Source organism: Azohydromonas lata (genome assembly GCF_034427735.1).
Taxonomy (GTDB): domain Bacteria; phylum Pseudomonadota; class Gammaproteobacteria; order Burkholderiales; family Burkholderiaceae_C; genus Azohydromonas; species Azohydromonas lata.
Map to the genome: position 1 here is coordinate 1 of NZ_JAXOJX010000091.1, position 26586 is coordinate 26586.

Consider the following 26586-nt stretch of genomic DNA (forward strand, 5'->3'; position numbering starts at 1 on the left):
GGGGGCCGGAAACTCCAACTTGTTTCCATGCCACCCCTTTTAAAATTGATCCAATTCCGGCACCAGCGCCCGCCCCGTTTCTCCCAGGTCCGCATAAGCCGGTAATACATCCCTCGCCACTTTTTCCTGCTCGCCATAACGGCACAGCGCCACGCAGGCGCCGCCCCAGCCCGCGCCAGTCATGCGTGCGCCGAAAACACCGGGATGTTGCTGCAGCAACTCCACCAGGCGGTCCACTGGCGGCACGGAGACTTCGTAGTCATCGCGCAGGCTGGCGTGCGAGGCGTTCATGAGCTGTCCGAAGCCGATGGCATCCACGCCCGCAGCGGCGGAGAGCACGCGCTGGTTCTCGCTCACCACATGGCGGGCACGGCGACGCAGCGTGTCGTCGGTGAGCTGTTCCACGGCGGAGACGTAGTCCACGTCACGCAGCGCCGGCACACCCAGCGCAGCAGCGGCGGCCTCGCATTCGGCGCGGCGCTGGTTGTAGCCGCTGGTGGCCAGCGAGCGGGCCACGCCCGAATCCATCACCAGCACCGAGCTGCCTTCGGGCAGTGGGATGAGCTGCCGCCGCAGCGTACGCGTGTCCAGGAACAAAGCGCTTCTCGTGTCGGCCAGGCTGGAAGCCATCTGGTCCATGATTCCGCAGCGCACGCCCGCATGCTCGATTTCCGCCCGCTGCGCCACTTGGGCGATGCGCACGTCGTCGATTTCAGCGCCCAACAGGTCCCGCAGCGCACGCAGTACCGCCACCTCCAGTGCCGCGCTGGAGGACAGGCCCACGCCTATGGGCACGTCCGACACCACGAAGATGTCCAGCGCGGGTACCTCCAGGCCCTCGTGGGCAGCTTCGAGCAGCGTGCCGCTGACGTAGCGCGCAAACGGGTTGCCTTCGTCCGTCGGTGCGTCCGTGCCCGGCGCGAACTCCACCGTGCGCCCATAGGCGGCGGCATGCACGCGCGAGCGCGGCCCGCTTGCGCGCCGCATGGCCACGCGCGTGCTTTGCGGGATGGCGATGGGCAGCACGAAACCTTCGTTGTAGTCGGTGTGCTCGCCCAACAGGTTCACGCGGCCGGGCGCGCGGGCGTAGACGGCCGGCGGGCTGCCGAAAACGTCCTGGAAAGTGGTGGCTGTGGTCATCGTCAAAACCTCGTGGCCGGCGGCGTGCGTCACACCACGCCCGGGATGTGCGTGGCGGAAATGCGCGTGGCTGCGGCAATGCGTTCCATCGAAACCTTGGGCGTGCGGTCGGCCATCAGCAGCCCGTTGGCTTCCTGGAAGGTGTCGGCAAACTGCGTGTAGCAAAAGCCGCTGAACAGCGCCGTGTGGATGATGGTGTGCAGCAACTCCTCGTACTGGCGCGCGAAGGTCTCTTCGTCCATCGCCGAGCTGTAGCCCCAGGTGGACTTCACGCCAGGCTCCGGCTTCTTGATGAACCGTATGCCGCCAAACTCCGTGAGCATGATGGGCTGGCCGCGGTGCGGGTAGCCGTCCAGCGTCAGGATGCGCCCGCCCGGGCGGCGCCGGTCGAAGAGCTGCTCGGTCTTGGTCTCGCCGCCGTAGCGCTGGCGGATATGGTCCAGGTTGGCGTCGTAGTCGTGTATGCCGATGATGTCCGTCGCGCTGGATTCCCAGCCGTCGTTGCCTATGACGGGGCGCGTGGCGTCCAGCGTCTTGGTCAGGTGGTAGAGCGCTTCCACCGCGTGCCGGTGCTCGCGTATCGCGGTGAGGTCGGGCACGCCCCAGCTTTCGTTGAACGGCACCCAGACGATGACGCAGGGGTGGCTGTAGTCCCGGTCTATGGCCTCCGTCCACTCGCGTATGAGCCGCTTGATGGCCGTGCGCGTGAAACGGTAGGGCGAGGGCATTTCCCCCCACACCAGCAGGCCCAGCCGGTCGGCCCAATAGAGGTAGCGTGGGTCTTCAATCTTTTGGTGCTTGCGCACGCCGTTGAAGCCCATGGCCTTGGCCAGCTCCACGTCCTTCTTCAGCGCGGCGTCGTTGGGCGCGGCCAGCAGGGTGTCGGGCCAGTAGCCCTGGTCCAGGACCATGCGCAAGGTGTATGGCCGGCCGTTGAGCATGAACCGGTCGCGCAGGATGGTGACCGAGCGCAGCGCGGTGTAGGAGCTGAACTCGTCGAGCACCTGCTCGCCCGCCAGCAGGCGGATGCGCGCGTCAATCAAGGTGGGCCGCTCGGGGCTCCACAGCAACTCGTTGCGGTAGTCGTCTATGCCGGGATCGGAGAGCACCACAAAGCGGTCCACCTCGTGCTGGACGACGCGGTAGCGGTCGCGCGCCAGCAGCCGCTCGCCGTGGCTGAGCTCGACCTCGACGGAGAGATCGTCCCCGAGCTCGTCGCCGACGATGCGGGCCTCGAAGCCGATCATGTAGCCCTCCACCTTGGGCGTCCAACGGATCTTGTCGACGTAGATGCGGCCCACGCGCTCCACCCACACGGTCTGCCAGATGCCGGTGGTGCGCGGATACCAGATGGAGTGCGGTTCCAGTTGCCAGTCCTGCTTGCCGCGCGGCTTGGTCAGCTCGTGCGGGTCGTCCATCACCTGCACGGTGATGCGCTGGCGGCCGTCGGCCGAGAGCATGCGCGTGATGTCGGCCGCAAACGGCGTGTGCCCGCCCTCGTGCGTGGCCGCCAGGCTGCCGTTGACCCAGACCTTGGCCTGGTAGTCGACGGCGCCGAAGCGCAGGATCACGCGATCGTTGCCGGGCGCAATGTCCACGTCGCGCTCATACCAGCAGATCTTGTGGAAGCCCCGGTCGCCTATGCCGCTGGCCGTGGCCTCCGGCGGGTAAGGCACCTGGATTTCCAGCGGCCAGTCGGCGATGTCGTTGGGCGAGGCACAGCGGCCTTCGTCGTCCCAGCAAAAGCGCCAGGGGCCGTTGAGGCATTGCCAATGCTTGCGTTGCAACTGCGGGCGGGGGTAGCCGAAATCCACGGGCTGTTTCTCCGTCAGGTCGGGTTTGCGGACCACCCGTCGGGTAGGGGCGGCGGATCACGGGCGCGGCAAGCGTTATGCCCGTTAGCAGGCCGGCGCGACACGCCGCTGCCGCTATGACGCAGGCTGCGGGCACGGGGCGTGCCGAAGTCGCGCATTCCGACGAGCCGCCCGCTTTGCCATGCCACCCTTGAACCTCGTGGACGTGTTGCTGGGCCTGATCGTTCTGCTGGGTTTGTGGAGCGGCTGGCGCCGAGGCTTCATCCTGTCCGCGCTGGACCTGTTGAGCCTGGCCGCCGCCTTGTTCGCGGCCTTGTGGGGCTATGCCCGCGTGGCGCCCAACCTGCAGCGCTACATGGATGCGGCTTGGGCTCAGCCGCTGGCCTTCCTGCTCATCTTCATGCTCGTGCGCGTTCTTTTGGGCCGCTTGCTGCTGGGCCGGGCGCAGACGCTGCCGCAGCGCGCGCACGCCCATGGCGCCAACCGTGCGCTGGGCTTGCTGCCCGGCCTGGGCAATGGGCTCATCGACGCCACGCTGGCCGTGATGCTGCTGTTGGCCCTGCCGTTGCCGGAGGGCTTCAACGCCGCCGCGCGCGACAGCCGCCTGGCGCAGCGGCTGTCCTTGCCCGCACAGTGGGTGGAGGCGCACCTTGGGCCGGTGTTCGACGAGGCGGCCGGGCGCACGTTCAACCTGCTCACGGTCAAGCCGGAGTCGGACGAGCGCATCACGCTGTCCTACACCGTGGCCAACCCGCGGCCGAGGCCGGAGTTGGAGGCGCGCATGCTGGAGCTGGTGAACCAGGAGCGGGAAAAGGAGGGGCTGCGTCCTTTGCGTGCCGACCCCGAGGCCACCGAAGTGGCGCGCGCCCACTCGCGCGACATGTTTGCCCGGGGCTACTTCTCGCACGTGACGCCGGAGGGCAGCGGTCCCTTCGACCGCATGCGCCGCGGTGGAGTGCGATTCCTGCTTGCGGGCGAGAACCTGGCGCTGGCGCCCACGCTGGAGCTGGCGCATCGCGGGTTGATGAACTCGCCCGGCCATCGCGCCAACATCCTGCGCCCGGGCTTTGGCCGCGTGGGCATAGGCGTGCTGGACGGTGGCCGGCGCGGCCTGATGGTGACGCAGAACTTCCGCAACTGAGTTTCAGGCCTTGGATGCCGTCGCCGTTGCGCCGGCATCCAAGGCCGCAGTGTGACGGGTGTCGCGTGCGCGCAGGCATGGCTGTGGCAGCGTTGCCTGCAGCGCGGGTCGGCGGGGAGAATCCGCCTCATGCGCGTTTCCACGTTTTTTGTTCTGGTCCCGGCTGCGTTGGTGGTGTTGCTGCAAGGCTGTGCCACCGCGCCGCCGCCTGCACAAGGCGCTGTGCGCTCACGGATGACACCGTCCGAGCCCGGCATTTCCCGCTTGAGCGAGGAGCAGGCCCGCGACGCCACGGTGTACGCGCTGGGCCTGGTCGGCACGCCTTACCGCTACGGCGGCAACACGCCGGAGTCCGGCTTCGATTGCAGCGGGCTCATTGCCCACGTGTACCGGCACGCCGCCGGCATGGTGTCGCCGCGATCCACCTCAGGCCTGCGGGACTGGGGGCGCGACATCCCGCCGCAAGAGCTGCGCAGTGGTGATCTGGTGCTTTTCGGCGCCACCAGCCAGGTGACGCATGCCGGCATATTCGTGGGCAACGATCGTTTCGTGCATGCACCGTCCACGGGCGGCCAGGTGCGGTTGGAGCACATCTCGGCGCCGTACTGGTCCCGACGGCTGCTGGCCGTGCGCCGGCCTTGAAAACCGAACGGTGCAGTCCATCAGGCTGCCAGCCGGTTTTCGCGGCGCGTTGAATCTCAGCGTCGTTCCGAATATCTGATGGCGTCAAGAAAACAACATACACGCAACCCATATCTCATCGACGCTGACCCTTTCTTTGGGAGGAGTCCTGCGCATACCGACACAAAGCCTGTCTTCCCTTTGTGCTGAGCCTTAAATTTTCTTCAATACGGCGCGGCGTTTGGGCGTGTGAGAAGAGCGTGTCATCGTGAGAAGTTTGGTTTTTGGATCAAACTTGTATGTGGCAATGAGATCGTGCAGTCGTACAGTCGCTGACAGGCGTTGAGAGACGTCAATCGAGGGCCGGACTGGCAGATGTGCCTGCACGACCCGCGCGGCGCGGACAGGACGCTGCGGTATCCTGTTTCGATTCACCCGAAGAAGTATTCAAGACGCCATGCACATCGGCATTGCAGAAGACGACCAGGACCAGCAGGACCTGTTGCGGCTGTGGCTGGAGGAAGCAAACCACACGGTGGCAGCCCATGGCACCGTGGCGCAGTACATCGACGCACTCAAGAAAGAGCGCTTTGACATGCTGCTCATCGACTGGATGCTGCCTGACGGCACCGGCGCTGACCTGCTGCAATGGGCTCGCGGCAACCTGGGCTGGGAAACGCCCATCCTTGTGCTGACCGCGCGCGACGACGAAGAAACCGTCGTTTCCGCGCTGCAGGCCGGCGCGGACGACTACGTGGTCAAGCCGCCCAAGCCGGCAGAGCTGCTCGCGCGCGTGGCCGCCCTGGGCCGGCGCGTGCGCTCCGGCGCGCTGCCGGTGCTGCGCCTGGGTGCGTTCGAAATCGACATCCAGCGCCAGCGCCTGTCGCTCGACGGTGAGCCGGTCATGCTCACGCAAAAGGAATTCGATCTCAGCGCCTACCTCTTCCAGAACCCAGGCAAGCTGCTGTCACGCGACCACCTGCTCAACAAGATCTGGGGGCTCAACGCCGAGGTGGATACCCGCACTGTGGACACCCACGTCAGCCGCCTGCGCAAAAAGCTGGGCCTGGACGGCAGCAAGGGCTGGAAGCTCGTCCCGGTGTATGGCGTGGGCTACCGCTTCGAGCGCATCGAGCAGCCGGCTTGAGCGCCTTCAGGGCCGCGTGACGCGGCCCTGCGCGCCGCGCTCCGGCGCCTCACACGTCGTCTTCCGAGGCCTTGGTCAGCATGCCTGACTGCGCCGCGGCGATCCAGCGCCGCAGTTGCCTCGCCTCGTCCGCCACCACGATCTCGAAGTGCGCGCCCACGGTGCAGTAGTCGCCGTAGTCGCGGCAGTGCACCACCTGCAGTACGGGCACTTCCAGCGGCTCGCCGTCAAGCTCCAGGATGACGTTATGGAACAGCGTGCCTTGAGCCAGGGCCGGCGCGTTGTTGGCCTCGAAGGACACGCCCTCCTCGCTGAGGTTGCGTACCCGCGGCACCCGGCCCAAGCCGGGCAGCAGCAGTTCCGCACGGTACTGGGAGCCGTTGAGCGCTGTCACGCGGAAATGCCGCCGCGACTGCACCTGCTCGATGTCCCGCGGGTAGGGCACGTGCACCGCACCGCTGTGCCGGTCCAGCCGCGCGCCGGACAGAGCAAACAACAGCACGCCCATGTCACAACACAGCGTGGCCTTCAAAACGGGCGGTATGGCGTCGACGGGCACGCCCTCGCGCGCGTGCAACTGCAGCGTCAGGCCGGTGCGCCCGGCGGACAGCAGTTTGGCCAAGGCATCAAAGTCGCCGTCCTCGCTGCGCAGTGACATCAGCGTGTTGGCACGGGACAGCCGCTCGAAGATGCGGCGAATCGGCGTATCGCCCGTGATATGGGCATCGTCCACCGCGATACCGGCCGGCGCCAGCGATGACGGCTGCCACAGGCGTCGCAGGGCAGTCCAAACGGTATTCGTGTTCATGCCTTGTAATTTTTGGGCAATAGCCGACGTTGTGCACGCCAGGCCTTCCCCAATCCTTCCTTGATATTTCACGGTAGCGCCACGCCGGTACGCAGGCCGAGGCTTGAAACCTGTGCAATGCCAACGGCTGGCAAGCAGTTACGAAGCGTCCAACGGGGCAGACGACAATACATCCCATGTGTTTTCAGCCTGCTCCCATACCGACCAACGACGCAGAGCGCCTGGCTGCGCTGCGGCGAACGGGGCTGCTGGATACGCCGCCGGCACAAGCCTTTGACCGCATCACCGCCTCGGTGGCCGAACAGCTGCGCGTGCCCATGGCGGCCGTGTCGCTGGTGGACCAGGACCGCCAGTGGTTTCTCTCCCGCGTCGGCCTGCAGCCGCGGCAGACGCCACGCGAGGTGGCCTTTTGCGCCCACGCGGTGGCTGAGCGCCGCATGCTGCACGTGCCCGATACCAGGCAGGACCCGCGCTTTGCCACCAATCCGCTGGTGACGGGCACGCCCTACATACGCTCCTACGTCTCTGCGCCTTTGATCGATGCTGCCGGCCACGTGCTGGGCACGCTGTGCGCGCTGGACAGGCAGCCGCGCCGCTTCTCCACGCAGGAGCAGCACCTCCTGCAGCGCTACGCAAAAGCCCTGCAGCAACTCATCGCCGCCTGACACCACCGGGCCGCACCCGTGCCACCGGGCGCCTTCGCCCAAGTAGGCCGCGCGGGTCTCGGTGCGGTTGAGCATCAGGCCTGCAGGTCCGGCAGGCTGCCCGGCGGCAACCGCATCGCGTCCAGGCCATGCAGCCATTGGCGCATGGCCTCCACGCGCATGGGCCGCGCCAGCAGGTGGCCCTGAACGTCTGTACAGCCCGCAGCCTGCGCCGCACGCAACTCGGCCGCCGTTTCCACGCAGGAAGCCACCACGCGCATGCCCAGGCCGCGGGCCAGACTGGCCGAAGCGCCGGCCACGACCTGCTTGGTGAGATCGGCGTCCATATCGGCCACCAGCGTGCGGTCGAGCTTGAGCTCGGAGAAGGGCAGTTGCGACAACTGCAGCAGGCTGGAATAGGCCGTGCCGAAGTTGTCCAACGCGAGGTTGAAGCCCAGCATGCGGATGCGGGCCGTGTTCTCTATGACCAGCGGCAGGTCGCCCACCGCGTCCCGCTCGGCGATTTCCAGCGTGATCCAGCTCGCGTCCAGCCCGCTGCGGTGGACCATGCGCGAGAGCTCGCCGCAAAAGCCCGGGTCCGACAGCGAGTGCAGCGAAACGTTGAGCGAGCCGCTGAGCGGCATGCCCTGCTCCAGGCACTCGACCAGAAAGCTGCTGAGCTGGTGCGCCATGGCCAGCGTTGCCTCTTCCAGCAGCCCGTGGAGCTTGAGCGCGGGCAGCAGCTCGGCCGGCATCACCGGGGAACCGTCCTCGCCCACGCCGCGCATGAACGCTTCCACGCCCACCACCTCGCGGCTGGACAGGCGCAGCAGCGGTTGCATCCACGCCTGCAGCCGGTAGCGCGTGAGCATGGCGCGCAGCGCGGTGGCCGACAGATCCGTCTGCGGTGCGGGCTGCTGCGCCGTTTCGACACCGTTCCAGCCGCGCAGCGCCTGTGCAACACCGCCGGGCTCCACCGGCCGCTCCAGCCCGCCGGCCACCTGCAGCTTGCAGGCCGCGGCCATGGCCAAAGCGCTCTTGAGCACCGCGCGCGGCTGCCGCGAGGAGAAAAACAGCGCAGGCGCTCGCGCGTCGCCGCTGAGCAGCCGCATCAACCGGAAGGCGTCGCCGTCCTCGAAGTTGAGGCCGCACACCACCACGTCCGGCGCCGTCGGCTCGCAATGCAGTTGCAGCAGCAGGTGCTGCATCTGCGTGTGCCGCGCCTCCACCAGCCAGCCCGCGGCCACCAGCTCGGACTCCACCTGGTCGGCATGCGCCGTATCCGTCAGCAGCAGCCAGGCCCGGCGGCCCTGGCCTGCCGCAGCGGTTGCGGCAGCTTGAGATTTGGGCGTGGCCGGCTTGGCGTCCGTGGTGTCGGCGCGCGCCCGGGAAGAGGAGGAAGACTTCACAGGGATACCTCCGGGGCGTACTTCCGGCAAAGCTGTTGCATGTCGTCGAACGTGGTGGGCTTGGGCAGCAGGTCGTCGAAGCCGGCGGCGCACAGGTCCGCCCGTTCCTGCCGCAGGCCATGGGCGGTGTAGGCCACCACGGGCAGCGAGCTCAGGCGCAGCTCCTTGCGGACGCGGCGGCACACTTCCGCGCCGTCCAGCGACGGCATGCGCAGATCCAGCAGCAGCAGGTCAAAACGCTGGCGTTCCAGCAGTTCAAGGGCTTGCGGGCCGTCCTGGGCCACCTGCGCCTGCCAGCCCAAACGGTGCAGCAGTGCGGAGGCCAGCCGGCCGTTGAGCGCGTTGTCGTCCACCACGAGGGCGAGCGGTACTTCTTTCATGTGAGATTTCCTTGGACACGGCCCGCTGCGGCCGCGGGTGCGGCGACATAGGGCGTCGTGGAAGCGAGGGGACGATCCTTGTAGGTGGGCGCAGCGACGCCGGGGCGTGCCTCCAGCTGCAGGGGCAGCCTGAGCTCGGCCAGCGTGCCTTCGCCCTCTGTGGAGTCGATGCCGAGCGAGCCGCCCAGGATTTCGGCCAGTTCCCGCGCCAGCGGCAGCCCCAGGCCAGGCCCTTGAGCGTGATGGACGTAGTCCTCCGCCAACGGGCCAAAGCGGTCCTGGAGCGCGCGCAACTGCAGTGGCGACATGCCAATGCCGCTGTCCTGTACACGGATGAGCACACCGGCCGGGTCGGCCGCCAGCGACAGGCGCACACGCCCGCGCTCGGTGAACTTCAGGGCATTGGTCACCAGATGATTGAGCAACTGCAGCAGCCGCAACCGGTCGGTGACGGCGGTTGCAGGCGCGTCTGGCGCGACGTACAGCGCCAGCGTCAGGCCCCGGGACTCGGCGCTGGGCAAGTGCATGTCCACCAGCTCGCGCAGCAGGGCGTTCAGCTCCACCGGCTCCGCCTGCAGGCCCATGCGGCCGGTCTCGAGCTTGGCCAAGTCCATCAGCGTACTCAGCAGCCCGTGCAGTTGCTCGGCGCTGTGGTGGACGATGGCGCCGAACTCGCGCGCCTCGGGATCGGTGGAGGTGTCGCGGATGAGCTCCGAGAAGCCCAGGATGCCGTTGAGCGGCGTGCGCAGCTCCTGCGACATGGTGCGCAGGAAGCGGGTCTTGGTCTCGTTGGCCGCATGCGCCTCGCGCTCGCTGCGCTGCAGCCGCTCCATCACCGCTTGGCGGCGGCGCTCGGCGCGCAGCATCAGCGCCAGAAAGCCCAGCAAGGCCACCGCGGCCAGCACCGCAGCGCCCATCACCCGCAGTTGCCGCTCGCGCATCTCCTTGTGGAGCAATTCCGTGCGCATGCCGCTGAAGGCCACCAGCCCGTACGGCTCCAGCGTGCGGTAGGCGTAGAGGCGCTCCAGCCCGTCTATGGGCGAGCGTGCCACGATGCTGCCGCTGCCGTGCTCCAGGGCCTCGGCCAGCAGTTCGCTGCCCGCCATGCTTTGGCCCACCTCGCGGTCCGTGCCCGCCAGGTGCGAGCGCACGATGCCGTCGTAGCCCACGAGCAGCAGGTCACCGCGGGCCTCGTCCGCCGAGCGCCGGAAGCTCGTGAACACCTCCGGCTGCACCGACACCACCACCACGCCGGCAAAGCGGCCCTCGGCATCCGTGGCGCGCCGCGTGACCTGGACGGAAGCCTTCCCCGATACCCGGCCCACCAGGGGGCGGCTGATGAAGAGGCGGTCGCCCTGGCCCTGGGCGTGCACGCGGAAATGCTCCCGGTCGCGCACGTTCACGCGCTGGAAAGGCTGTGACGAGTTCAGCACCACGCCGTCGGCACCTATGACCGAGAGCAGGTGAAACTGCGAATCAATGACGTCGCCGCGCTGCAGGCAGGCCGCGATGTCCAGCGACGCACCGTCCTCCAGGTAGTCGCGCCGGATGATGCGCAACACCTGGTCCGCGTTCTGGAGCGTCAGCGCCGTGTGCTCGGAGAAGGAGCGCGCAAGGTTGTCCATGCGCGTGCGGCCCTGATCCATGACGTCCTGCGAATCCTCGCTCACCTGCACCGCAGCCCAGGCCGACAGGCCCAGCAGCAGCGCGGCAACAAACGCAATGAGCGCACCTTTCAAAGAGGCACGCGGCGCGCTGTCGCCTTGAGGATTGAACGTGGTGAAGGTCATTCGTCGGCAAGATGCCGACGGCATGCCGGCTCCATACCGGACCACTCTAGAAACTGCTGTGTGAGAAGTCGTTACATAAGTGTGAAGTTCAATCACACTTCAGAGCGGAGAGGCCGTGCAACATTGTTTCCGGCTCCCTGAGAGGACACCCAGGAAAAACCTGGGGAACCCCTCAGGCATCCTGGATCAGACGTGGCTCAAGGCGCGCCGGTGCGTCAGCCGCACGGTGTTGATGCCGCGGTCGTGCAGGTGCTCCACCTTGTCGGTGGCCGAATGCATGATGAACATGCCAAAGCCGCCCTCGGGATAGTCGTCGAACTCGGCCAGCGCCGTGGGCACGGGCGCGTCGAAGGCCTCGCCCAAGTGCACCAGCTCCACGACCAGCGCCTCGTCGGTGATGGACACCAGCAGCTCTATGGGCGAATCGCCCGGGCGGCCCCGGCCGTGGCGCACGACGTTGGTGAACGCCTCCACGCATGCCACCACGAACAGCGCCACCTCGTCGTCGGCCAGCCCGGCCTGGCGCGCCCGGTATTCCACCAGCCCGCGCACGTCGTAAATGGCCTCCAGCCGTGCCGGCAGCTCGCGGCGGCTGCGCAGCGGGTCGCCCAAGGTGCGCATGGCCAGCGCCATGGTCAGGTCGTCCTTGAAGATGGCGCCCAACTCCTGCAGCCGCTGGCGCAGCTTGTGCAACAGCGCCGCGGGCGTGTGGATGTACTGCAGCAGCTCCGTCACCAGCGCCGTGATCTGCTCGCGGCCCATGCGGCTGCCGTCGGGCAGCAGCGCATCCACCGCACCGTCGGAGCACATGAACAGCGCCTCGTCGGAGGCGATGTCCATGGTGTCCTGCTGGAAGCTGTCCTCGTCGAGCACGCCCAAGGGCGGATGCTGGTTGGCCAGCACCTTGATGGAGCCCTTGGCCGTGAGGAGCATGGGCTCCTCGTGCCCGCAGCCCACCCAGGTGAGCTTGCCGGCGCGGCTGTCTATGCGCAGGTGGCACAGGGTCACGAAGGCTTCGAGCTGCTGCAGGTTGGGCGTGAGCGCGCGGCTGACCGCGCCCACGATCTGCGCCGGCGTGGGCAGCTCGTCGCGGTGATCGGGGCTGGCCATGAGCTCGGCCAGGCAGCGGCTGATCTGCATCTTGGTGGCCGCGCCAATGAGCGCGGCGCTCACGCCCTTGCCCATGACGTCGCCCACGACGATGTCTATGCCCCGGTCGCCCAGGGGCAGGAATTCCACGAAGTCGCCGTCGATGCCCTGCGAGGCCTGGTTGAAGGTGCTCAGCCACAGCCCGGGCACGCGCTGGTCGGGCGGCTGCACCAGCAGCGTCTGCTGGATGCGCGCGCCGATGCGCAGCTCGCGCTGGCGGGCGCGCTCAAGCTCCTTGAGCGCCAGGCGCCGCGCGGAAACGTCCTCCACGATGCCCAGCATGAAGGCCGGCCGGCCGTCGGCCGCGCGCGCGATGGACGCGTTGAGCCGCACCCAGACGTAGCGCCCGTCCTTGCGGCGGTAGCGCTTTTCCTGCGTGAGGCTGCTGAGCTCGCCGGCGAAGAGCCGCCGCACGTTGAGCAGGCTGGAGGCGCAGTCGTCCGGGTGCACCAGCGCCTCGGGGTCCAGCGCCAGCATCTCGGCCTCGGTGTAGCCCAGCAGTGAGCACAGGGCCGAGTTCACGCGCAGCAGCCTGCCGTCGGTGCTGCGCTCCAGCATGCCCACGGCGGCCTGTTCGAACGTGGCGCGAAAACGCTCCTGGTTGCGGGCGATCTCGTCGTGCGCCGCCAGCAACTGGCGCTGCGTCTGCCGTTCGCGGCGCATGCCGCGGTCGGCCACCATGCCCAGCACGGCCAGCAACAGGCACATGGAGGTGGCCACGGCGCCGAACAGCATGGTGCGCTCCAGCCATCCCTGGCGCAGCTGCGCGTAGGGCTGCTCCACCAGCACCACCAGCGGCCACTGGCGCGAGGTGCGGAAGGCCCCCACCGCGGTGGCGCCGTCGCTGCCGTCGGCGATGTAGCTGCCGTGCTCGCGCTGCGGCAGGTAGAGCTTGAAGGGCGGCAACTGGCTCACGGACTGGCCCGGCCGCAGCTCGGCCGCGCCGGTGCTGATGAGCTGTCCCTGCAAGTCCGTCACCAGCGGCCGCATGGGCGTGTCGGCCACCGCCAAGTCATGCTGGGTGGCGAAGTAGTCGCCATTGAGCAGCGCCACCAGCCACAGCTCCTGCCCGTCCTCGCGCGTCACGCGCCGCACCAGCGGCAGCGCCACCGCGCCCAAGGTGGGCACATGCGTCATGGCCAAGTCACCCAGATCTCGCACCTGCAGCAAGGGGCCCAGCCACTCGCGCGGCGGGTTGGCCATGCCGCGGCGCAGCAGCCTCGCGGGGTCGATGCGCCGGCCCACGTCGGTGGGCGTGGAGCTCACAAGCACGCGCCCGCTGCCGTCCAGCACCGCGAGGCTGCGCAACGAGGCCTGGGCCGAGAGCTGATCGCCCAACACCTGCGCCACGGCGCGCATGTCCGGCTCCGCCACGCGCAACAGCGGCGACTGCGACATCAGCCGCAGCGTGCCGCTGACGCCGGTGAGCGTGCGCGAGGCGTGACTTTCGATGACGCGGGCATACAACTCGGCCTGCGTCATGGCGGTGTGCCGGAACTCCGCACGCTCGTAGGCCGCCAGGCCCAGGGTTACGCCGGCGACCAGCAGGCACAGCATCACCACCGCAGTACGCAACTGGCGCCGACGCGCGCGCAGCATGCGGGCCGACGCTTCCCAGGAGACGGGCGCGGCGCCCTCTTCACCGCTGTCGCCGGTGGACCCCTCCCACGCCGCTGCACCTCCTGGAGCGGACCGCGGCGGCTTGCCCGCGGACGCGCCCACGCCGCCAGCCTGCGCCGCCGGCTCGCCGGGCGCGCCGATGGCGGCCTCGTCCGCCGCCCCATGCTGGCCGGGCCGGTCCCGGCGCGGAATCAAGGAATTGGGAACGCGCACCGTGCAGACCCGCCTACCAGCCCCGGGCCGAGCCGGGGCTTGCTGCCCGCACTGACGGTTCCCCATGGCGCCAGCTCTGAACGGTGCAACGTTCCGCGCGAGCGGCGCAAAGCGGCAGGAACGGCGCCGGGCCGGCGCGCAAACAAGAAGAGCACTTCATGGATGGTGGCAGCGCCGCGGCCGCCACCGCAGCGCTGCGAGACTGGGCCTGCCGGCGACAGACCGTCGGCGCGCAAGCCGGGACCATAGCCCACTTCGTCCACCGCACTTCACCGGGCGAGACGGGCCATGCCCACTTCGCGGCAAAGTTCACGCGGGCGGCGTGGGAGCAAGGACGGGTCAGCGTGCTGCCGGCGTGAACAGTTCCAGCCGCACGCAGTAGTCCACCGATGCTCCCGGTGCCAACACAACCATGCCCTTGCCCGCGGGCTCCCGCCACAACGCGCCGAAAGGATCGGCCCAATTGAACTGCGGCTCCAGCACCACGAAAGGCCTGTCCGGCGGGGCGAAGGTCTGCACGGCGCTGATCTGCGGTGAGGAGGAAAAGACGCGCAGGCCATAGCCGGCTTGCGGATCCAGCACTTCCACCACGGTGGCGCCCTGCGGCGTCTTGGCCAGGTCCGTGAAGCAGTCGTCCAGGTACAGTTCCCCCAAGGGCGCGCCCCGTGGGCCGGAGAAGTCGTAGGGCGTGCCGGCCACGGGCAAGAGCTCGCCCGTGGGCAGCACCTCGTCGTAGTCGTTGACCGCCATGCGCGTGCGCGCCGGAATGCGTATGCGCGCCTGCTCCCGCACGCCGCTGGGCAGGGCGAAGTAGGGATGCCAGCCCATGCCCATGGGCAGCGGCTCATGGCCGGCGTTGGTGGCCGTGAGGCGGAGATCGACGGCGTCGGCGCGCAGGGCCATGTGGAAATCGACCCGCGTGTCCGAAAGCCAGCAGCCGCCGAAGTCGCCGGCGCGCAAGGTGGCGCGCACGGCGCCGCTTTGGGCGGTATCCGCGCGCTCCCAGGCGTCCACGGGCCGCCCAAGGATCAGGCCATGGATGGCGTATTGCTCGGCGCCTTCGCGCTGGCCGCCGCCATTGGCGAACAGGCGCAGCGGCCGCCCGGCAATGGTGGTGCGCAGCGCACGGTCCGCGGGCGAGAAGGCGCCGCGGATGCGGTTGGCAAAGGGCAGCAGGAAGGCGCCGCCCACTTTGAAGGCGTTGTTGCCCGTGCGGTCCGGCGGCCCCCCGGCCAGCAGTGCCGGCGCCTCGGCCAGGGGCGGCGCGTGCAGCAGCGGCACCTCGCCCAGCCCCGGCAGCCGGGCGCGCAACTGCCACACCATCAACGCGTGGTCGGGCAGCAGCTCCATCTGCGTGAAGCGCGGTCCGTCGCCAGGGCCGTCGTCGGGAGGGTGCAGGCGCACCACGTCCAGCCCGTTGGGTGGCAAGGGCCTGTCGGGGAGCCCAGGGCAGGGCCCGGACTCTGAAAGCGGTGGGCTCAACGGCATCTCCTTGGCTTGCGCCACTGCGGCGCCCGCGACGCGGGCAACCGGGGTGCCGGGCGGGGCTGCGCCGTTGAGCAGGCGCGGCGTCAGCCGAAGGAGGCGACGGCGTCTTCGCGGCTGTCGTGGATGTTGAAGACGCGGTGCATGCGCATGAGCTCGAACAGCGCGCGCACGGTGCGCGACATCTCGCAAAGCCGGAAATCGCCGCGGCGGCCGTTGAGCTGGCGCAGGCAGGAGATGAGCGCCCCCAGCCCCGAGCTGTCCACGAACTTCACGCCCGCCATGTCCAGGACGACGCGCGTGTGCTGCTGCATGAGGGCCTGCACGGCGTCGCGGAACTCGCGCACGTTGCTGGCGTCCAGGTTGTCCTCGCGCAGCTCGATGACCAGCACGTCGTGGCCTTCGACTCGTCCGTTCAGTTCCATGGGTGAGGTGGTGGTGTACTGCAATTGGATGGGAGCACGGTCGGTGCGGCCGCAGCCGCGCGACGCCGGCAATTTCAGGGCAGCCGCACGCCCTCGGTTTCCAGGCAGGCGCGCATTTGCGCCAGCGCCTGTGCCAGGGCCGGCTCGTCACCGGCCAGCACGGCGCGTTCGCCGGCACGCGCGGCTTCGCCCAGCGCATGCAGGCCAAAGCTGCCGGCCACGCCGGCGAGCTGGTGAAGCACGGCCGCCTGTGCGGCGGCGTCAGGCGCGCCGTGTATTTCCTGCCAGCGCTGCGGCAGCCCGCTCATGAAACGCTCGCGCAACCGCGCCAGCGCGGCCTGCACGGCGGGCGGAGGGGCTTTGGGGCTACCGGTCTGAGACATGGCGACCGCGTCCGTGCTCCCAGTACGGCAGGATGTCTTTGGGAAGTGTCATGGGATCGAAGGGTTTGACTATCAGCCCCGTGGCGCCGTGCTCAAGCAGTTGCTCCAGCTCGTCGGGCATGGCCTTGGCGGTCATGAACACCACGGGCACGCCTTGCATTTGCGGCATCTCGCGCATGGCCGCCAGGGTTTCAGGACCGCTGAGGTCCGGCATCATGACATCGAGCAGCACCAGATCCGGCCGGAACAGCGGCGCCTGCTGCAAGGCGCTGCGCCCGCCCGGGCACAGGCAGACCTCGTAGCCGCCGACGGTGGCGAGGCTGAATTCCAGAATCATGCGGATGTCGGCGTCGTCCTCGACGCACATCACGCGGCGCAATTCGCTCATTGGGCGAGCTCCTCTTTCCTGCTCTTGCCCACATCCTGCGCCACGCGGGCTACCGGTGCGCCCAAGGCATTGAGCACGGCTTGCGCCAGCTCCTGCGCGCCGCTGTGCGTGGCCTCAAGCGACGGCAGGCCCATGCGCTCGCTGAAGGCCTGGTCCACCGTGTCGCCATACAGCAGCACCGGACGGCCCTGCGCGAGGCGGCGCAGCCCGGCGCAGAACTCCTCGGCCAAGGCCGGCACCTGCGGGTGTCCCACCACCAGCGCGGGAGGCTCGTCCAGGGTCAGCGCGGCGGCCTGCTCCAGCGTGGCGGCGCCCTGCACGCGGCACAACGGCGCCAGCCAACTGGCCACGCGGCGGCGCGCCTCGAAGTCGCCGTCCACGTGCAGCACCAGCGGGGCCACGGACCTCGGCACGGAGCCGCCGGCCGGGAACCAGAGGCTGAACGAGGCGCCGCTGGGCACCTCATCGGCACCTATGCGCCCGCCCATGCGCTCCACCAGCATGCGCGTGATGTACAGGCCCAGCCCAGTGCCGCCCTGGGCGCGGCGGTCGGTGCCGTCGGCCTGGGAGAACTTTTCAAACATGCGTGCGCGAAAGCGCGGGTCTATGCCCGGGCCGCGGTCGCGCACGGTCACGCGCACGCCCTGGGCCGCGGCGTTGAGCGTGACCTGCACGGTCTCGCCCGCGGGCGAGTGCTTGATGGCGTTGGACAGGAGGTTGGCCATCACCTGCTGGAAGCGGTCGGCGTCCAGCCGCACCTCCACCGCAGGGCCGTCCAGCCCCTCGACGGCGAGCTTGACGCCAGCGCGGTCCGCATAGCCCTGGTTGGCCGCCAGCGCCTCGCGCAGCAGCGGCCCAAGCGCCTGCGGGCGCTGGTGCAGCACCAGGCGGTCGCCTTCGAGCTTGGTCAGGTCCAGGACGTCGTCGATGAGCCGCCCAAGCCGCGTGCCGTTGCGCTTGGCCACTTCCAGCAGCGACAGCGCCGGCGCCGGCAGCGCGCCGGCCGCACCGCCGGCCAGCAGGCCCAGCGCGCCCAACACCGAGGTCAGCGGCGTGCGCAACTCATGGCTGACGGTGGCGAGGAACTCATCTTTCATGCGCTCGACCTGGCGCTGCTCCGTCAGGTCGCGCAGCACCAGCGTGAAGTGCACGTGCGCATGCTCGTGCCACTCGCTCAGGCCCAGCTCGGCCACGAACTCCTGGCCGCCGACGCGGCGCAGACGGCACTCGCGCTGCGCCAGCAGGGCGCTGAGGTCCATGCCGAAGATGGCACGGCACGAAGCGCCCGCGGCCAGCGGCTCGCCAGCCACGCCGGCCAGCGTCTGCGCCGCGCGGTTGAACTCCTCAACGCGGCCGGCCGCGTCCAGCGTCACCACCGGGTCCAGGATGTTGTCCAGGATGTCGCTTTGGCGCTGCGCCAGCGTGGCGATCTGCCGCTGCAGGCCCAGCACATGGCCGTAGTGGCGCAGCTTGGCCTGCAGCAGCTCCGGGCTGACCGGGCGGACCAGGAAGTCGTCGGCGCCGCTTTCCAGCGCGTGTATGAAGTGCTCTTCGCCTTCGAGCGAGGAGGTCACGATCACGGGCATCCAGCGCCCGCCGTCGAGCGCGCGCATGCGGCGCGTGACCTCGAAGCCGTCCATGTCCGGCATGAGCAGGTCCAGCAGCACGAGGTCGGGACGGTGGCGCTGCATCATCGACAGCGCGGCCTCGCCGCTGTCGGCGCCCACGGCCTCGTGGCCCAGCTCTGCCACCAAGGCGCACAGCGCACGGCGCGATACGGCGATGTCATCGACGACCAGGATCTGCAGTTGCATGCGAAGCGGCGGAGGCGGAGCGGAAAAACGGTCCCGGAAACCTCTTCCGGGGATTGACGGCATCCTAGACGCTGACCCTGCGCCAACGCCGCAACGCGGCTATACACAGATGCCCTGTTTGACAAAGCTGTCACAACTCCCGGGGGCTTCTCTCCTGTAATCACCTCCAACGGCGCTGCCGATGACCCGATCGACCCCCGACGGGCTCACCGCCAGATGCCGGGCCCGGCCTGCGCCGGCCTCGCGTTTTTCCTCCCTGGCGCCCGTAGGGCGCTTAGCCTGCCGCGGCGGTCCATGGACTCCCGTGGCAGGCCTTTTTTTCCGGGACGGAATTTGCCGGCTTTTCTCCTCCCCAAGCCGGCACCCGCGCCGCATCCGGCGGCATGCCTGCCACGGCGGCGCACCCCTCTCAGCCTGCGTTCATAACGCACGCAACGCCAGCCCAATTCGATCCAGATCAAGGAAAGGTCCTGCCGGCCTTGTCGCGATTGTTTGAATGCTCACAAGGTCACAACAGCCTAAGCCCTTGATTTGATTGCGATTGCGGCCTGGCACGGCTCTGGCAATACGGAGTGCACTTCCGGCATCCAGAGGTTCGTCATGAGTGACAGCACCGCGTTCGTTTCCATCGAAGGATTGAAGAAGGGCCGCCAGGCCGTGAGCGACATCCTCGAAGCCGCGGCCGGTGGTTGCGGCAGCACCGGCGGCGCCGGCAAGGCCAGTTGCGGCTCCTCCGCCGGCCCCGAGGACATGCCGCAGGAGATCTGGGACAAGGTCAAGAACCACCCCTGCTACTCCGAAGAGGCCCACCACCACTACGCCCGCATGCACGTGGCCGTGGCCCCGGCCTGCAACATCCAGTGCAACTACTGCAATCGCAAGTACGACTGCTCCAACGAGTCGCGCCCGGGCGTGGTCAGCCAGAAGCTCACGCCTGAGCAGGCCGTCAAGAAGGTGCTGGCCGTGGCCAGCGAGATTCCGCAGATGACGGTGCTGGGCATCGCCGGCCCCGGCGACGCACTGGCCAACCCCAAGAAGACCTTCGACACCTTCCGCATGCTCGCCGAGCAGGCCCCGGACATCAAGCTGTGCCTCTCGACCAACGGCCTGGCCCTGCCGGAGATGGTGGAGGAGATCTGCAAATACAACATCGACCACGTCACGATCACCATCAACATGGTCGATCCGGCTGTCGGCGAGAAGATCTACCCGTGGATCTTCTGGAACCACAAGCGCATCACCGGTTATGACGCCGCCCGCATCCTGCACGAGCAGCAGATGAAGGGCCTGGAGATGCTCACCGCGCGCGGCGTGCTCACCAAGATCAACTCGGTGCTCATCCCCGGCATCAACGACGAGCACCTCATCGAGGTCAACCGCGAGGTCAAGAAGCGCGGCGCCTTCCTGCACAACATCATGCCGCTCATCTCCGAGGCCGAGCATGGAACGTACTTCGGCCTGAATGGCCAGCGCGGCCCCTCGGCGCAGGAGCTCAAGGCCGTGCAGGACGCCTGCATGGGCGGCGCCAACCTCATGCGCCACTGCCGCCAGTGCCGTGCCGACGCCGTGGGCCTGCTGGGCGAGGACCGCTCCGACGAGTTCACGCTGGACAAGATCGAGCAGATGGAGATCGTCTACGACCTCGACAAGCGCCGCGCCTACCAGGAGAGCGTCGAAGGCGAGCGCCAAGCCCAGCACGCGGCCAAGGAGTCCGCGCTGGCCGAGGCGGCCGCGGACGACGGGGTGGACGCGGACATGGCCGTGCTGGTTGCCGTGGCAACCGAGGGCCACGGCAAGGTCAACCAGCACTTCGGCCACGCCACCGAGTTCCAGATCTTCGAAGTCTCCAAGGCGCAGGCCACCTTCGTCGGCCACCGCCGCGTGGACCTGTACTGCCAGGGCGGCTTCGGCGAGGACGAACAGTTGCCTTCCATCGTCAACGCCATCAACGACTGCCACGCCGTGCTGGTGTCCAAGATCGGCGCCTGCCCGCGCGACGAGCTCACGGCCGCCGGCATCGAGCCGGTGGACCGCTACGCGCACGAATTCATTGAGAAGGCCGCCCTGAGCTGGTTCGGCGAGTACCGCCAGCGCATCGCCCGCGGCGAGATCACCCACCGGCCGCGCGGCGACGCGCGCATCCGCCAGGGTGCCTATACCGGCGGCGCCGAAGCCGCTGCCTGACCGTTCCACCCACGAAGTCCTGTCCGAGAACCTGTCCGAAGAGAGGAGCCCACCATGGCCTACAAGATCATCGCCTCCCAGTGCTCCGGCTGCTCCGCCTGCGAGCCCGAGTGCCCCAACGATGCCATCCGCGAAAAGGGCGGCACTTTCATCATCAATCCCGACAAGTGCACGGAGTGCGAGGGCCACTTCGACACGCCGCAGTGCGTGGCGGTGTGCCCCGTGGACGGCTGCATCAAGAAGGCCTGAGGTCAACTAACATGATTCAACCCAATTTCACCCTGACGCCCGCGGCGTTGAAGTTCATGCGCCGCATGGTGCGTTTCTCCGAAACGCCCGCAGGCGGCTTTCGCCTGACGGTCAAGCCGGGCGGCTGCTCGGGCTACGCCGCCGAGTTCACCGTGGAAGCCACGCCGCGCGACGGTGACGCCGAGCAGGCGGTGGAAGGGCTGCGCATGTTCCTGCCGGCCGAAAGCCGCCTGCTGCTGGACGGCGTGACCATCGACCACGTGGACTCGCCGCTGCAGTCCGGCTTCGCCTTTGCCAACACCAAGGGCGGCTCCTGCGGCTGCAGCTCCAGCGGCGACGCGATCACGCCGCCGGCCGAGGCCGCGGTGTCGCTGTCCTCCATCAAGCGCATGTGAGCATGGACGCGGCAGCCGACTTCGACACCGCCGTCCTGGGTCTGGCCTTGCCGCCGGGCGTCGAGGAAGCGCTGGCCGAGGCGGGTCGGCGCCGCGCCGACCCGCCTGCCGCCATGGCCGCGCTCATGCGAGCGCAGGCCCTGGCGCCAGGACATCCGGCGGTGCTGATTGCGCTATACCGCCACCATTTCTACGGCCACCGGCTGCACGCGGCGCGCGACGTCGCGCGGCAGGCGCTGGTGGTCGGCGCCCAGGCGCTGCGCCTGCCCGGCGTGTGGCGTCACGTGCGCCCGCAACCGTTTCCCGGCGCGCGCCACGATCCTTCCGCGCGCTTCTACCTTTTCGTCCTCAAGGGCTACGCCTACCTGAGCCTGCGCTTGGGCGACGACGTGGAAGCCCGCGACGCGCTGGCGCTGCTGCGCGCGCTGGACCCCGAGGACTGCGTGGGCGCCGCGCTGCTTGAAGGCGTGCGCCAGCGCGCCCTGCGCGGCGGCGACGACGACGATGACGACCCCGCACCCGTGCCCGTTGCCACCGGCGCGGCGGCGTGGAACCGCCTGGCACCCGCCTGACGGAACCCGAGATGGAGGCCCAAGTGAAGTTGACGGCGGACGACATCCCATCCATCGATTGGCGGGGCGAGCCCATCACCGAGGCCAGTTGCGCCGGCTGCGTGCACGCGCGGCTGCGCGCCAGCGGCGGCTGTGAGCCGGGCCGCAGCTGCATGCAGGACGCCTATGCGCGCCGCATAGACCGCTTCTTCCGCACCTGGCCGGAGCTGGCCAACGAGCATCTGGCACACGGCTACTTCGAAGTGCGCGCCATCGCCGCGCGCCATGCCGAGCTGTTCCGCCTGCCCGCGCTGCTGGACGACCCGGACGAAACGGTGCGCATGCAGCTCGCCCTGCGCGTGCCGCAGCGGCTGCTGCTGCGCATGATCCACGACCCGCACCGCGAAGTGCGCATACGCGTGGCGCAGCGCATAGAAGCCACCGCCTTGCCTTCCATGCTCAAGGACCCGGACTACCAGGTGCGCCAGACCGTCGCGCGGCGGCTGCCGGAGGCCCTGCTGCCGCTGCTGATGCACGACGTGGACCTGCAGGTGCGGCTGGAAGTGGCCCGCCGGCTGCAAATGCCCTCGCTGTGGCGCATGGTGGAAGACGCGGCACCGGAAGTGCGGCGCATCGTGGCCGAGCGGCTGCCCGCGCCGCTGCTGGACGCACTGGCCACGGACGGCGACTGGACCGTTCGCTGGGAAGCCGCGGGCCGCGCCCTGGGCCATGTGCTGGAGCGGCTGCTGAGCGACGAGGAACCCGAGGTGCGCGAGCGGGCCGCCGCGCGCCAGGCTGAACTGGAGTGCACCCATGGCTGACATTGCCCGAGACGACGACATCATCGAGATCGCGCTGCCGCCGCGCTATGCCATGGGCGAGCGCGTCATCAGCCGCAGCGTCATACGCAACGACGGCACCTACAACGGCAAGGACATCGGCGACGTGCTGGTCAACCGTGGCGAGATCGGCTACGTGCGCTCCATAGGCACCTTCCTGCAGCAGTTCTACATCTACGCCGTGGAGTTCCCGGACAGCGGCACACGCGTGGGCATGCGGGCCAAGGAGCTGTGCACGCTGGACAACCTGCCTGACGAGGTGCTCGAGCAACTGGGTGAGCGTGCCGGGCAACTCGGCCACCTGCTCTGACGGCCTGCCATGAACGCCGCCGCCTTCGATGAGGAGGTCGCCCCAGCGCGCAACCGCGTGGTGGAGCTTGACGGCGCGCGCATCCGCCGAGCCATACGCTCGCGCAAGCGCTACCGCTACGTGCAGCCACGCGTGCAGCGCGAGGGCCTGGGTTGGCTGGTGATCAGCCCAAACTGCTCACGCAACGTCGACCCCGACGGGGGCGAGATTCCCGTGGCGTGGCTGCTGCCCGCCAACCTGGGCTGCTGGCTGCTGCACAAGCGCGACCACGAACAAGGCTGCTGGGTGCTCAAGACCGCCGGCGTGACGCTGATGCAGGCGCTGCAGGAACTGTGCGAGGACCCGCTGCGCGAATTTTGGCCCTAGGGCCGCTGCCGGCTCGGCCGCAAGCAACCACTTTCCCGGCCCCGCCGGGGTTTGCCACGTGCCCGGCGCTGCCGGGTGCACACATGAACGACTCCCTCAACCACTGGAGCTGACCATGCCCCAACTCACCGTATTGCCCGCCAACAAAGTCATAGATGCCGCGGCCGGCCAGACCATCCTGCAGGCGCTGCTCGCGGGCGGCGAAGCGCTGCAGAGCAAGTGCGATGGCCAAGCCAAGTGCGGCGCCTGCCATATCTTCGTGAAGGAAGGCCGCAAGGGCATCTCGCGCATCTCGCCCACGGAAAACGCCAAGCTGGATTCCATGGTGGGCGTGAGCAGCAAGTCGCGCCTGGCCTGCCAATGCGTGCTGGGCGAAGAACCGGTGACGGTGGAGCTGCTGGGCGCACTGTCGGGCTTCTGATCCCCGCTGCGCGGTGCCTCCAGGCGCCGCCTCTGCAGGGCCCGCCGGAACATCCGGCGGGCCCTTGGCCTTTCTTGGGCGGGCCGCTGGTAACGCTTAGAGAAACGGCGCCACCAGCAGTCTGGTCTGCTCGGTGATGGCGCGAGCCACGTCAGGCACCAGGCGCTTGAGCCAATGGCGCGGCAGTGCGGCCGCACCGCAACGTGCACCGGCGAGCATGCCCACGAGTGCGGCGGTGGTGTCCGCGTCCTCGCCGCGGTTGGCGGCGGCCACGACGGCTTCTTCAAAATCCGCATGCTGCGTGAAGGCCCACAGCACCGTTTGCACCGTATCCACCACGTAGCCGCTGGCGCGGCCGGGATAGGGCTCGAAGCGGAACACCGGGTGCTTCTGCACCAGTTGCACCGCCTGCAGCGCCAAGGCCTCGGCATTCGCCCCGGCGAGTTGCAAGCGCAGCAAATGTCCCAGCCCCAAGGTCGCTGCGTCGGAGTAGGGGTGGTTGTGCGTGAGGTGGGCCTGGGCCAGCGAGATGCGCTCGAAAGCCTCGTCGTCCCCCAAGGTGGCCAGGGCAGCGGGCAGGTTGCGCATCACGGCGCCGTTGCCGCCGTCGCCGTCGTTCAACGGCGTGGACAGGGCGCCCGTGCGAATGAATCGCTGGATGCCACGCCTGCAGGTGTTGCCGCAGTCCACCGGACGGCCCCGCCACCAAGCCACGAATGCTTCGGCGATGAGCCGCGTATCGCCGGGCTTGCCTTGGCGGCGGCCTTCCAGCAGCGCCTGGCCCAAGGCCAGGCTCATGGTGGTGTCGTCGGTGACCTGGCCGGGCGGCAGGTTGAGCCAGCCGCCACCGGTGATGCGCCGGTGCACGCCACCCTGGTCCGAGAAGCGCAGCGCGATCTCGCGCGGGGTCATGAACTCCACGGTCGCGCCCAGCGCGTCGCCCAACGCCAGGCCCAGGTAGGCTCCCAAAGCGCGGTCCAGCAGAGCACCGGGCGCACCGCCTTCATCAAACGCCATAGCTGGCCTCCACTTCGTAGTCGCCCCCCAGGGCCAGCACCTCGGACTCGCCTTGCAGCGAGCGCGTGTCCAGCAACCCGGGGACAAGAAGCAACTTGACCCTGGGCACTTGCGCGTACAGAAGCCAGTCGCCGAAACAGCCTGCCGTCTCGCGCGAAAGGCTGAAGGAAACAACGTTGTTGAGCCGCATGGTGCAGCGGCGCTCGCGCAGCGAGCCGCCCACCACCTGCTCCTCGCAGCGCGTGCTGCCGCGCCACAGCGGCACGTGCGTGCCGGGCCCAAGCAGTTGGAAGCGCCACAGCATCCACTGGCAGAACTCGAACAGCAGGTCCAGCTGCTGGTGGATGTTGTTGTTGTGGTAGCGGCTGGTGGTCTTCTCTTCGAGGTAAGTCATCCACGCCGGCGAAGGGAAGCGCTGCAGCGGCGCCTTGTGAAAGCTGGGCACCAGGCCGAAGCGGCTCTCGGCCCAGCCCTTGAGCACGGCGCCGGCCGCGGCGTTGGCATCCATGCCCCAGCCCTGCAGCAGCTTCAGGTAGCTGGCCTTCCAGCGGCGCTGCTCCGACGGTGCCGCGCGCCCCGCGGGCTTGGCCAGGCCGAACACCAGCTCCATGTAGTGCTCGAAGATGCCGCGCGCCTCGGCGGCGCTGCCGCACTGGTCCAGCAAGGCAAAAAGGCCCGCGCTGGAAGCGCGGGCTCCTGCAATGCGCAGCCGCCTGGGGTGCGCGTTGAATTCGGCGCTGCCCAGCAGCGGCGCCGGAATGCCGACCAGGTTGGTGGCATACCAGCGGGCCGGGTCGGCCTCTCCCGTCAGCAGCAGATCGTCCTCAAGCGCCGGCGGGAGGGACACGATGGCGTCAGACCGGACGGTTCTCGTTCGGGTTGCGCACCGGGCCCATGAGCTTGAGGCCTTCTTCGTAGGTGATGTTGTCGAAGGTCACGTCGAACTTCAGCGCGGCGTCGGCCACGGCGTCGGTCTTGCCGGCGGTGTCCAGGCGCTTGAGCTCGCTCTTTTCCAGGTACAGCAGTTCCAGCAGCTCGTTGTAGACGGTGGATTCGTCGATGGGCAGCACGTAGAACATCGCGCCGTTGTAGGCCACCTGGTACTTCTTGAGCAGGTCGATGTTGTTGCAGAACAGGAAGTACTTGCCGCCGGCGCTGAGCTGCTCGCCCAGCACTTCGGCCACGTCCTTGAGGTGCTCGAAGCTCAGCAGGTAGCCGGCGAAGAACGGCAGCTTGGAGTTGCCCTTCTCGGCGATGGCGATGACCTGGTCGCAGGTCAGCTCAGGCGGGCGGGCTTCGTCAGCCAGCTTGGGGGCGAAGCGCAGGGCCAGCTCGCCGCGGAAGCCCACGCGGCCCGGCTTCTTGGTAGCGGCCTTGAGCACGGGGTTCAGCAGCCGCCCTTGTGCCTCCAGGGGCGCCATGGCGGTGTCGGCCAGAGCGGCGGCGACGGGGGAAGCGGCAACGGTAGCGGTCATCAAGGACTCCGGTGGGTTGAGATGTGAATGGTCACGAGGCCTTGCGCAACATCAAGCGCACGCAAAGCCCTTGCAAGCCCTTATGCAACCCCCGTACCACCGCAAATCCCTCGCATACCAGCCCCGTGGCGCGGGGCCGCATGACGCAAAAGCGCCTTCCCGACAAGGCCAGCTCCGGCCTTTGTCGCCTTTCCGACATTCCCACCGGGTTTGTATGCGTTGCGCAACCGGCCCGGAGCGCATTGGAGGGCGCTTCCCTCTGAGCGACCACATGGCACGGCCATTGCGTAGGGCTGGATGCGCGGACCCCATGCCAGTCCCCCGAGGCGCTGCAGAAGAAGACCATAGGCACCTAAGGCTGCATTGAGATCGCGACGACGCCCACAGATTCGTCAACTTCTCGTTCAC

Annotated in this window: 27 protein-coding genes; 12 read left to right on the forward strand and 15 right to left on the reverse strand. The window is 68.6% G+C overall.

The features are described from left to right. Positions 1-39: 39 nt before the first annotated feature. Together galK and SM757_RS30785 are read right to left on the reverse strand one after the other, a co-directional pair. Entirely contained in the window at positions 40-1140 is a 1101-nt protein-coding gene (gene galK / locus SM757_RS30780; RefSeq protein ID WP_322468272.1) for a galactokinase, read from the reverse strand. A gap of 29 nt (positions 1141-1169) precedes the next feature. Beyond that, on the reverse strand, positions 1170-2954 hold the full coding sequence (locus tag SM757_RS30785) for a glycoside hydrolase family 2 protein (RefSeq protein ID WP_066342149.1): 1785 nt from the start codon (positions 2952-2954) through the stop codon (positions 1170-1172). A gap of 181 nt (positions 2955-3135) precedes the next feature. On the opposite strand from SM757_RS30785, the gene SM757_RS30790 reads away from it, so the two are divergent. The 3 genes from SM757_RS30790 (at position 3136) to SM757_RS30800 (ending at position 5863) form a co-directional block, all read left to right on the forward strand. Beyond that, complete coding sequence (locus SM757_RS30790; protein WP_322468273.1) at positions 3136-4095, forward strand: CAP domain-containing protein; 960 nt, start codon at positions 3136-3138, stop codon at positions 4093-4095. A 234-nt stretch (positions 4096-4329) separates the two neighbouring features. Further along, positions 4330-4737, forward strand: coding sequence for a C40 family peptidase (locus tag SM757_RS30795; RefSeq protein ID WP_322468274.1), 408 nt, complete (start codon positions 4330-4332; stop codon positions 4735-4737). Between the two features lie 436 nt (positions 4738-5173). Beyond that, positions 5174-5863, forward strand: coding sequence for a response regulator transcription factor (locus SM757_RS30800; RefSeq protein ID WP_066342146.1), 690 nt, complete (start codon positions 5174-5176; stop codon positions 5861-5863). A 49-nt stretch (positions 5864-5912) separates the two neighbouring features. On the opposite strand, the gene SM757_RS30805 is transcribed toward SM757_RS30800, so the two are convergent. Then, positions 5913-6671 carry a PilZ domain-containing protein gene (locus SM757_RS30805; protein ID WP_157119284.1) on the reverse strand — a complete coding sequence of 253 codons (759 nt, stop codon included), beginning with the start codon at positions 6669-6671 and terminating at the stop codon, positions 5913-5915. Between the two features lie 176 nt (positions 6672-6847). Here SM757_RS30805 and SM757_RS30810 point away from each other — a divergent pair, with 176 nt between their 5' ends. Then, entirely contained in the window at positions 6848-7336 is a 489-nt protein-coding gene (locus tag SM757_RS30810) for a GAF domain-containing protein (RefSeq protein WP_066342144.1), read from the forward strand. Positions 7337-7410: 74 nt separating this feature from the next. Here SM757_RS30810 and SM757_RS30815 read toward each other — a convergent pair whose 3' ends face one another. The 9 genes from SM757_RS30815 to SM757_RS30855 form a co-directional block, all read right to left on the reverse strand. After that, entirely contained in the window at positions 7411-8724 is a 1314-nt protein-coding gene (locus SM757_RS30815; protein ID WP_066342143.1) for an EAL domain-containing response regulator, read from the reverse strand. Next, positions 8721-9104 (reverse strand): response regulator, encoded by a 384-nt coding sequence (locus SM757_RS30820; RefSeq protein WP_066342142.1) that lies wholly within the window; start codon positions 9102-9104, stop codon positions 8721-8723. Before SM757_RS30820 ends, SM757_RS30815 begins: the two co-directional genes overlap by 4 nt. Beyond that, entirely contained in the window at positions 9101-10894 is a 1794-nt protein-coding gene (locus tag SM757_RS30825; protein ID WP_322468275.1) for a sensor histidine kinase, read from the reverse strand. Before SM757_RS30825 ends, SM757_RS30820 begins: the two co-directional genes overlap by 4 nt. Positions 10895-11080: 186 nt before the next feature. Continuing rightward, positions 11081-13876, reverse strand: a complete 2796-nt coding sequence (locus SM757_RS30830) for a SpoIIE family protein phosphatase (protein ID WP_322468276.1) — start codon at positions 13874-13876, stop codon at positions 11081-11083. A gap of 339 nt (positions 13877-14215) precedes the next feature. After that, positions 14216-15304, reverse strand: coding sequence for an aldose 1-epimerase (locus SM757_RS30835; protein ID WP_322468277.1), 1089 nt, complete (start codon positions 15302-15304; stop codon positions 14216-14218). A 143-nt stretch (positions 15305-15447) separates the two neighbouring features. Next, the gene (locus tag SM757_RS30840; RefSeq protein WP_066342150.1) at positions 15448-15786 is read right to left on the reverse strand and encodes an STAS domain-containing protein; all 339 of its coding nucleotides are present in this window, start codon (positions 15784-15786) and stop codon (positions 15448-15450) included. A gap of 74 nt (positions 15787-15860) precedes the next feature. Continuing rightward, positions 15861-16169: an Hpt domain-containing protein gene (locus tag SM757_RS30845; protein ID WP_084267950.1), complete on the reverse strand. Its 309-nt coding sequence runs from the start codon at positions 16167-16169 to the stop codon at positions 15861-15863. Next, positions 16153-16557 (reverse strand): response regulator, encoded by a 405-nt coding sequence (locus SM757_RS30850; RefSeq protein WP_066342137.1) that lies wholly within the window; start codon positions 16555-16557, stop codon positions 16153-16155. Before SM757_RS30850 ends, SM757_RS30845 begins: the two co-directional genes overlap by 17 nt. Beyond that, entirely contained in the window at positions 16554-18371 is a 1818-nt protein-coding gene (locus tag SM757_RS30855) for a hybrid sensor histidine kinase/response regulator (protein ID WP_322468278.1), read from the reverse strand. The genes SM757_RS30850 and SM757_RS30855 overlap by 4 nt, the downstream gene beginning before the upstream one ends. A gap of 600 nt (positions 18372-18971) precedes the next feature. On the opposite strand from SM757_RS30855, the gene nifB reads away from it, so the two are divergent. The 8 genes from nifB (at position 18972) to SM757_RS30895 (ending at position 23686) form a co-directional block, all read left to right on the forward strand. Next, positions 18972-20555, forward strand: a complete 1584-nt coding sequence (gene nifB, locus SM757_RS30860) for a nitrogenase cofactor biosynthesis protein NifB (protein WP_322468279.1) — start codon at positions 18972-18974, stop codon at positions 20553-20555. Positions 20556-20609: 54 nt separating this feature from the next. Further along, positions 20610-20804: a 4Fe-4S binding protein gene (locus tag SM757_RS30865; protein WP_066343462.1), complete on the forward strand. Its 195-nt coding sequence runs from the start codon at positions 20610-20612 to the stop codon at positions 20802-20804. An 11-nt stretch (positions 20805-20815) separates the two neighbouring features. Then, positions 20816-21199, forward strand: a complete 384-nt coding sequence (locus tag SM757_RS30870; RefSeq protein WP_066343461.1) for a HesB/IscA family protein — start codon at positions 20816-20818, stop codon at positions 21197-21199. Between the two features lie 2 nt (positions 21200-21201). Beyond that, complete coding sequence (locus SM757_RS30875; protein WP_322468280.1) at positions 21202-21771, forward strand: hypothetical protein; 570 nt, start codon at positions 21202-21204, stop codon at positions 21769-21771. Positions 21772-21794: 23 nt separating this feature from the next. Next, positions 21795-22571, forward strand: coding sequence for a 4Fe4S-binding leucine-rich repeat protein (locus tag SM757_RS30880; RefSeq protein WP_407655817.1), 777 nt, complete (start codon positions 21795-21797; stop codon positions 22569-22571). Next, positions 22564-22899 carry a nitrogen fixation protein NifZ gene (locus SM757_RS30885; protein ID WP_322468281.1) on the forward strand — a complete coding sequence of 112 codons (336 nt, stop codon included), beginning with the start codon at positions 22564-22566 and terminating at the stop codon, positions 22897-22899. The genes SM757_RS30880 and SM757_RS30885 overlap by 8 nt, the downstream gene beginning before the upstream one ends. Before the next feature lie 9 nt (positions 22900-22908). Next, positions 22909-23265, forward strand: a complete 357-nt coding sequence (locus SM757_RS30890; RefSeq protein ID WP_322468282.1) for a DUF3024 domain-containing protein — start codon at positions 22909-22911, stop codon at positions 23263-23265. Positions 23266-23380: 115 nt separating this feature from the next. Continuing rightward, on the forward strand, positions 23381-23686 hold the full coding sequence (locus SM757_RS30895; RefSeq protein ID WP_066343448.1) for a 2Fe-2S iron-sulfur cluster-binding protein: 306 nt from the start codon (positions 23381-23383) through the stop codon (positions 23684-23686). Positions 23687-23782: 96 nt separating this feature from the next. Here the strand turns inward: SM757_RS30895 and draG are convergent, their stop codons facing one another. From draG to SM757_RS30910, 3 genes are read right to left on the reverse strand one after another with little or no spacing between them, the layout of a single operon-like run. Next, positions 23783-24703: an ADP-ribosyl-[dinitrogen reductase] hydrolase gene (gene draG / locus SM757_RS30900; protein ID WP_066343514.1), complete on the reverse strand. Its 921-nt coding sequence runs from the start codon at positions 24701-24703 to the stop codon at positions 23783-23785. Continuing rightward, a complete protein-coding gene (locus SM757_RS30905) occupies positions 24693-25550 on the reverse strand; it encodes an NAD(+)--dinitrogen-reductase ADP-D-ribosyltransferase (protein ID WP_322468283.1) in 858 nt (285 codons plus the stop codon). The genes draG and SM757_RS30905 overlap by 11 nt, the downstream gene beginning before the upstream one ends. Before the next feature lie 7 nt (positions 25551-25557). Next, positions 25558-26178: a hypothetical protein gene (locus SM757_RS30910; RefSeq protein ID WP_066343516.1), complete on the reverse strand. Its 621-nt coding sequence runs from the start codon at positions 26176-26178 to the stop codon at positions 25558-25560. Positions 26179-26586 lie beyond the last annotated feature (408 nt).

Coding starts and splice junctions, on each gene's coding strand:
- galK (WP_322468272.1), bottom strand. CDS start 1,140: ATGACCACAGCCACCACTTTCCAGGACGTTTTCGGCAGCCCGCCGGCC.
- SM757_RS30790 (WP_322468273.1), top strand. CDS start 3,136: ATGCCACCCTTGAACCTCGTGGACGTGTTGCTGGGCCTGATCGTTCTG.
- SM757_RS30795 (WP_322468274.1), top strand. CDS start 4,330: ATGACACCGTCCGAGCCCGGCATTTCCCGCTTGAGCGAGGAGCAGGCC.
- SM757_RS30800 (WP_066342146.1), top strand. CDS start 5,174: ATGCACATCGGCATTGCAGAAGACGACCAGGACCAGCAGGACCTGTTG.
- SM757_RS30805 (WP_157119284.1), bottom strand. CDS start 6,671: ATGAACACGAATACCGTTTGGACTGCCCTGCGACGCCTGTGGCAGCCG.
- SM757_RS30810 (WP_066342144.1), top strand. CDS start 6,848: ATGTGTTTTCAGCCTGCTCCCATACCGACCAACGACGCAGAGCGCCTG.
- SM757_RS30820 (WP_066342142.1), bottom strand. CDS start 9,104: ATGAAAGAAGTACCGCTCGCCCTCGTGGTGGACGACAACGCGCTCAAC.
- SM757_RS30825 (WP_322468275.1), bottom strand. CDS start 10,894: ATGACCTTCACCACGTTCAATCCTCAAGGCGACAGCGCGCCGCGTGCC.
- SM757_RS30840 (WP_066342150.1), bottom strand. CDS start 15,786: ATGGAACTGAACGGACGAGTCGAAGGCCACGACGTGCTGGTCATCGAG.
- SM757_RS30845 (WP_084267950.1), bottom strand. CDS start 16,169: ATGTCTCAGACCGGTAGCCCCAAAGCCCCTCCGCCCGCCGTGCAGGCC.
- SM757_RS30850 (WP_066342137.1), bottom strand. CDS start 16,557: ATGAGCGAATTGCGCCGCGTGATGTGCGTCGAGGACGACGCCGACATC.
- SM757_RS30855 (WP_322468278.1), bottom strand. CDS start 18,371: ATGCAACTGCAGATCCTGGTCGTCGATGACATCGCCGTATCGCGCCGT.
- nifB (WP_322468279.1), top strand. CDS start 18,972: ATGAGTGACAGCACCGCGTTCGTTTCCATCGAAGGATTGAAGAAGGGC.
- SM757_RS30865 (WP_066343462.1), top strand. CDS start 20,610: ATGGCCTACAAGATCATCGCCTCCCAGTGCTCCGGCTGCTCCGCCTGC.
- SM757_RS30870 (WP_066343461.1), top strand. CDS start 20,816: ATGATTCAACCCAATTTCACCCTGACGCCCGCGGCGTTGAAGTTCATG.
- SM757_RS30875 (WP_322468280.1), top strand. CDS start 21,202: ATGGACGCGGCAGCCGACTTCGACACCGCCGTCCTGGGTCTGGCCTTG.
- SM757_RS30885 (WP_322468281.1), top strand. CDS start 22,564: ATGGCTGACATTGCCCGAGACGACGACATCATCGAGATCGCGCTGCCG.
- SM757_RS30890 (WP_322468282.1), top strand. CDS start 22,909: ATGAACGCCGCCGCCTTCGATGAGGAGGTCGCCCCAGCGCGCAACCGC.
- SM757_RS30895 (WP_066343448.1), top strand. CDS start 23,381: ATGCCCCAACTCACCGTATTGCCCGCCAACAAAGTCATAGATGCCGCG.
- draG (WP_066343514.1), bottom strand. CDS start 24,703: ATGGCGTTTGATGAAGGCGGTGCGCCCGGTGCTCTGCTGGACCGCGCT.
- SM757_RS30910 (WP_066343516.1), bottom strand. CDS start 26,178: ATGACCGCTACCGTTGCCGCTTCCCCCGTCGCCGCCGCTCTGGCCGAC.